This is a genomic window from uncultured Amaricoccus sp. (genome assembly GCF_937858865.1).
Lineage (GTDB): Bacteria > Pseudomonadota > Alphaproteobacteria > Rhodobacterales > Rhodobacteraceae > Amaricoccus.
On sequence record NZ_CALLYO010000130.1, the window covers coordinates 1 to 5,089 of the forward strand.

Annotated in this window: 5 protein-coding genes; 3 read left to right on the top strand and 2 right to left on the bottom strand. The window is 73.6% G+C overall.

What is annotated here, in order from left to right; translation table 11 throughout:
• Together Q0112_RS03640 and regB are read right to left on the bottom strand one after the other, a co-directional pair.
• Positions 1-737, bottom strand: a 737-nt coding sequence (locus tag Q0112_RS03640) for a PAS-domain containing protein (RefSeq protein WP_297971535.1), incomplete at its 3' end; no start/stop codon positions are given.
• Between the two features lie 595 nt (positions 738-1,332).
• Entirely contained in the window at positions 1,333-2,715 is a 1,383-nt protein-coding gene (regB, locus tag Q0112_RS03645; protein WP_297971538.1) for a sensor histidine kinase RegB, read from the bottom strand.
• Between the two features lie 122 nt (positions 2,716-2,837).
• On the opposite strand from regB, the gene Q0112_RS03650 reads away from it, so the two are divergent.
• The 3 genes from Q0112_RS03650 to Q0112_RS03660 all read left to right on the top strand — a co-directional run bounded on the left by Q0112_RS03650 (position 2,838) and on the right by Q0112_RS03660 (position 4,853).
• Positions 2,838-3,458: an SCO family protein gene (locus Q0112_RS03650; protein WP_297971541.1), complete on the top strand. Its 621-nt coding sequence runs from the start codon at positions 2,838-2,840 to the stop codon at positions 3,456-3,458.
• Positions 3,442-4,029, top strand: a complete 588-nt coding sequence (locus tag Q0112_RS03655; RefSeq protein WP_297971544.1) for an ActR/PrrA/RegA family redox response regulator transcription factor — start codon at positions 3,442-3,444, stop codon at positions 4,027-4,029. The genes Q0112_RS03650 and Q0112_RS03655 overlap by 17 nt, the downstream gene beginning before the upstream one ends.
• Positions 4,030-4,121: 92 nt before the next feature.
• Positions 4,122-4,853 carry an FkbM family methyltransferase gene (locus Q0112_RS03660; RefSeq protein WP_297971547.1) on the top strand — a complete coding sequence of 244 codons (732 nt, stop codon included), beginning with the start codon at positions 4,122-4,124 and terminating at the stop codon, positions 4,851-4,853.
• Positions 4,854-5,089 lie beyond the last annotated feature (236 nt).

A 5,089-nucleotide genomic window follows, 5' to 3' on the forward strand; every position in this document is an offset into this window, starting at 1 on the left:
TCGGACATGCGGTCAAGCGTGGCCTGGGAAAGCTCGAGCTCGGAGCGGTACTTGCGCTCGAGGATGATGGCCGAGGAGATGTCCTCGAAGAGGAAGGCGAGCGCGCCCTGCGGGTGCGGGCGGCCGGTGACGCGGAAGATCTTGCCGGAGGGGAGCTGCCAGTTCTCCTCGTAGGTGCCGTCGCGGGCGCCCTCCTCGAGCTCGGAGAGCTTGCGCCGCCAGGAGGCGAAGTCCTTCTGCTCGGGCATCTGCCGGGTCTCGCGCAGTCGCTCGAGGAAGTCGCGCAAGCTGGGGCGGCCGGCGAGCCAGACGGCGTCGATCTTCACCAGATCGGTCAGCGCGGGGTTGAAGAGGCCGAGGCGGCGGTTCTTGTCGAAGACGGCGAGGCCGATCGGGAGATGGGCGAAGGTCTCGGTCAGCGTCTCGACGAAGCGCCGCAGCGAGGCCTCGGCGGCGACGAGGTCGTCGGCGTCGAGCGCGAAGCCGAGCGTCTCGCCGCCGGCGCCCGGGGTCTCGGAGAGCTCGTACCAGTGCGGCTCGCCCTCGTCGCGCCCGGCGACGGCCACCCGGCGGCGGCTGCCGGGGCCGCGCGGGGTGAGCGGCACCTCCTCCACCACCTGGGCGAAGGCGTTGGCGATACGGTGGTCGGGCAGGTCGCCGGCCGGCCGGTCGAAGCGCTCGCGGTAGCCGGCGTTGGCCCAGACGACCTGGCCGTCGGGCGCCCGGTTCCAGGCCATGACCGGCGCCCGGTCGAGCACCTCGCGCAGGAAGTCGAGCTCGCCGCCGGCGCGGGCGGCGAGGCGCTTCGGCGTCGGCGAGGGCGCGCGCCTCCTCGGTCGCGGCCCGGATCGAGAGCCAGGCGGTGCCGCCGCGCGGCTCGCCGATGATCTCGTAGGCGGTGCCGTCGCCGCGCGGGCAGTGGTGGCGGAAGCCGGCGCCGTAGAGGACGAGCGCCTCGAGGTCCGTCCTGAGCGTCGGGCAGTCGTGGGCATAGTGCTCGGCGAGCACCGCGAGGCGAGGGCCGCCGGCCGGCAGGCTGCCGAGCAGCGCGCGGGCCGGCTCGGTCAGCGCCTTGAGGCTCGCGCCGTTGATGAGGAAGTCGCAGGCGCCGGCGGCCGAGCCGGCCGGCAGCCGCCCGGCGCGCGCGAGGCGCGGCCCGAGCAGGCCGACGAGCGCGAGCGTCGCGGCGGCGCTGACGAGGGCGGCGAGCAGGCCCTCGGGCAGGGCGCCGATCGGCCAGGCGGAGGAGAAGAGGCGGGACAAATCCATGCGAGGCGGACCCGGAGGGGGAGCAGAGCCCGGTCATCTGAGGCGACGAGGCTTAAGGAACGCTTAACCCTGTCGGCCGCCGGCCGGACGGGAGACGCGGGCGCGCGGCCAGGTCACGGTGACGATGGCCCCGGTCGCGCGGGCGAAGTCGGCCGGGCCGGCGCATTCCTCCGGCCGGCCGTTGCGGAAGACGAGGCGGGCGCCGGAGCGCTCGAGCAGCGTCTTGGCGATGAAGAGGCCGAGGCCCATGCCCTCGTAGCCGGGCCGCTCGGCCTGGGCGGGGGCGCGGCGGCCGAGGAAGGGCTCGCCGATGCGGCCGATGAGCTCGGGCGGGTAGCCCGGGCCATCGTCGCCGATCTCGACGCGGAGCTCGGTCTCGCTCCATTCGAGGTCGATCCAGACCGTCGAGGCGGCGAAGTCGACGGCGTTCTGCACCAGGTTGCGCAGCCCCTGGATGATCTCCGGCTGGCGGGCGAGCTCGGGCTGCACCTCGGGGCCCTCCTCGAGCGGGGCGCCCTCGACGCGGGTGATGATGCGGATGCCGCGGTCGGCGTGCGGGGCGGCGGCCTCCTCGACCACGCTCGAGATGGGCGCGAACAGCAGCATCGCGTCCTCGCGCCCCTTGGCGTTCCCGTGCGGGCCCATCGCGTGCAGGATGCGGCTGCAGCGCTCGGCCTGGGTGCGCACGAGCAGCGCGTCCTCCTGCAGGTTGGGGCGGTCGGCCAGCTCGTCGACCAGCTCGCTCGCGGCGATCTTGATGGTGGCGAGGGGCGTGCCGAGCTCGTGCGCCGCCGCGGCCACCACGCCGCCGAGGGCGGAGAGCTGCTGCTCGCGGGCGAGGGCGAGCTGGGTCGCCGCCAGCGCCTGCGACATGTCGAAGGCCTCGCCCGAGACCCGGCGGGCGTAGACGGCGAGGAAGGCCGTTCCGGTCATCAGCGCCGCCCAGCTGCCGAGGGCCAGCGCCTCGGGCAGGGCGAGGGCCTCGCCGGAGGGGAGCTCGATCGGCACGCTCGCGACCGCGAGGAGCGAGATGATCGCGCCGGCGGCGACCGCCAGCGTCACGGCGGCGCGGAGCGAGAGGACCGAGGCGCCGATGGTGACCGGCGCGACGATGAGGAGCGCGAAGGGATTGGCGAGCCCGCCGGTGAGATAGAGCAGCGCCCCGAGCTGCCCGAGGTCGAAGAGGAGCGTGAGCAGCGCCTCGCGTTCGCTGAGCTGGCGCTTGCGGGCGGCGACGGCCATGGCGGCGAGGTTGAAGACGGCGAGGGCGCCGATGACGAGGGTCACCGGCAGGTGCGGGATGCGCATCCCGAGGCCGAGCGAGGCGACGAGCACCGCCACCGTCTGTCCGCCGAGGGCGAGCCAGCGCAGCAGGATGAGCGTGCGCAGCCGGACCCAGCCGCTGCGGGCGTCGCTCTCGATGAACGGCAGGTCGGGCTGGCTCATGCCCCGCGGCATAGCAGGCGGGCGGGGGGCCTCAAAGCGAATTGCCGGGCCTCGGGTTGCGACCCCGGCCCCCGCGTGCGAAAGAGGGCCCGCCCGAAGCCGCCCCGGAGGTTTGCCCCGTGATGACCCGCCTTTCGGCCATCCTCGCGATCCTCGTGGTCGTGGCCGGGCTGGCGGCGGCGGGCTGGTTCGCGCTCCGCCCCTCCGACGCCGATCCCTTCGCGCCCTGCCGCGGCTCGTCGGTGGCGGGCGGCACGGCGACGATCGGCGGGCCGTTCGCGCTCACCGACGGCGCCGGGCGGCGGGTGACGGACGCCGAGGCGATCACCGGGCCGACGCTGGTCTATTTCGGCTACAGCTTCTGCCCCGACGTCTGCCCGTTCGACCTCTCGCGCAACGCGCTCGCCGCCGCCGAGCTGGCGGAGAAGGGGACGCAGGTGGGGCAGGTCTTCATCTCGATCGACCCCGCGCGCGACACGCCCGAGGTGGTGCGCGACTTCGTGGCGGCGATCGATCCCGGCATCCTCGGGCTGACCGGGACGGCCGAGGAGGTTGCCAAGGCGGCCGCGGCCTATAAGGTCTATTATCGCAAGAGCGGCGACGATCCGGACTATTATCTCATGGACCATTCAACGTTCACCTATCTCGTGGCGCCGGAGGTCGGCTTCCTGGACTTCTACCGCTCGGAGCAGACGCCCGAGCAGGTCGCCGGGTCGGTGGCGTGCTATGCCGCCCGGCTCTGATCCCGAGGGCGCCCCGCCGCGGCCGGTCTCGCCCGAGGATCTCGGGCCCGACCGCTCGCTCCTCATCGTCGACGACGACGAGCCCTTCCTGCGCCGGCTCGGCCGGGCGATGGAGAAGCGCGGCTTCGAGGTGACCGGGGTCGATACGGTCGCCGCCGCCCGGGCGGTGGTGGAGAGCCGCCCGCCGGCCTATGCCGTGGTCGACCTGCGCCTCGAGGACGGCAACGGCCTCGAGGTGGTCGGCGCGCTGCGCGAGCGGCGGCCGGACGCGCGCATCGTGGTCCTGACCGGCTACGGCGCCATCGCCTCGGCGGTGGCGGCGGTGAAGATCGGCGCCACCGACTATCTCGCCAAGCCGGCCGACGCCAACGACGTGACGGCCGCGCTCCTCGCCACCAACGCCGGCAAGGCCGAGCCGCCCGAGCACCCGATGACCGCCGACCGCATCCGCTGGGAGCACGTGCAGCGGGTCTACGAGCTCTGCGACCGCAACGTCTCGGAGACCGCGCGGCGGCTCAACATGCACCGGCGCACCCTGCAGCGGATGCTGGCCAAGCGCAGCCCCAAGTAGCCGCGGGGCCGGCCCTCTTCCCCGCGCGTCGTCGACAACTTCTCAACCTTCTGCCGCCACCCTCGCGCCCGCCACAGCGCGAGGACATGCCGATGATCGACCCGGCCGCCGCCGACTTCGTCCCCGAGGGGTCCCTGCAGGCGGCCGGCGTCGTCATCCCCCCCGACCCGGCGGTCATCACGCCGGCGATCCGCGCGGCGATCCTCGACGGCCGCTTCGAGGCCGAGGAATCGCGCCAGATCCCCGGCATCGTGCGGCCGGGCGACCGGGTGCTGGAAATCGGCGCCGGCATCGGCTTCATCTCGACGCTGCTCGCCCGCCAGCCGCGCGTGGCGCTGGTGGTCGCGGTCGAGGCCAACCCGCACCTCATCGGCTACATGACGCGCCTCCATGCCCTCAACCGGGTGCGCAAGGTGCGGCGGATCAATGCGGTCCTGAGCAACGGCCCCGAGGCCTCGGCGACCTTCTACCTGCGGCGCGACTTCTGGATGGGCTCGCTCGCGGCCGGGCCCAACCCTTACGTCGGCACGGTCGAGGTGCCGACCATGAACCTCGACTCGCTGCTGCGGGCGGAGGCGATCGACCTCGTCGTCTGCGACGTGGAGGGGGCGGAGTCCGCCCTCTTCGACGGCGCCGACCTCTCCGGCGTCGACCGCGTCTTCCTCGAGCTGCACGACCACGTCACCGGCCTCTCCGGCGTGCGCCGCCTCTTCGCGACGCTGGCCGGACACGGGTTCGTCTACGATCCACGCCATTCGCTCGGCAGCGTGGTGCTCTTCCAGAAGCTCGGCGCCGCGGATATCGTGCGGCCCTACGCGGGATAGCCGCCGCACCCTTCTGCCGACCCGGGACTTGAAGCGCGGCGGGTGGAGGGCCATGCTGAAGGGCAGGTCAACGGAGCCGCCGCCATGGGCGTTCACAAGCAGTCGGTCAGCTTCAGCGAGGACGCCTACGCCTTCGCCAGGGAGCTGGTCGAGTCGGGCGAATACCCGACGGTCGACGAGGCCGTGTCGGGCGAGCTCGAGCGGGCGAAGGAGCTGCGCGCCTGGCGGCAGGCGTC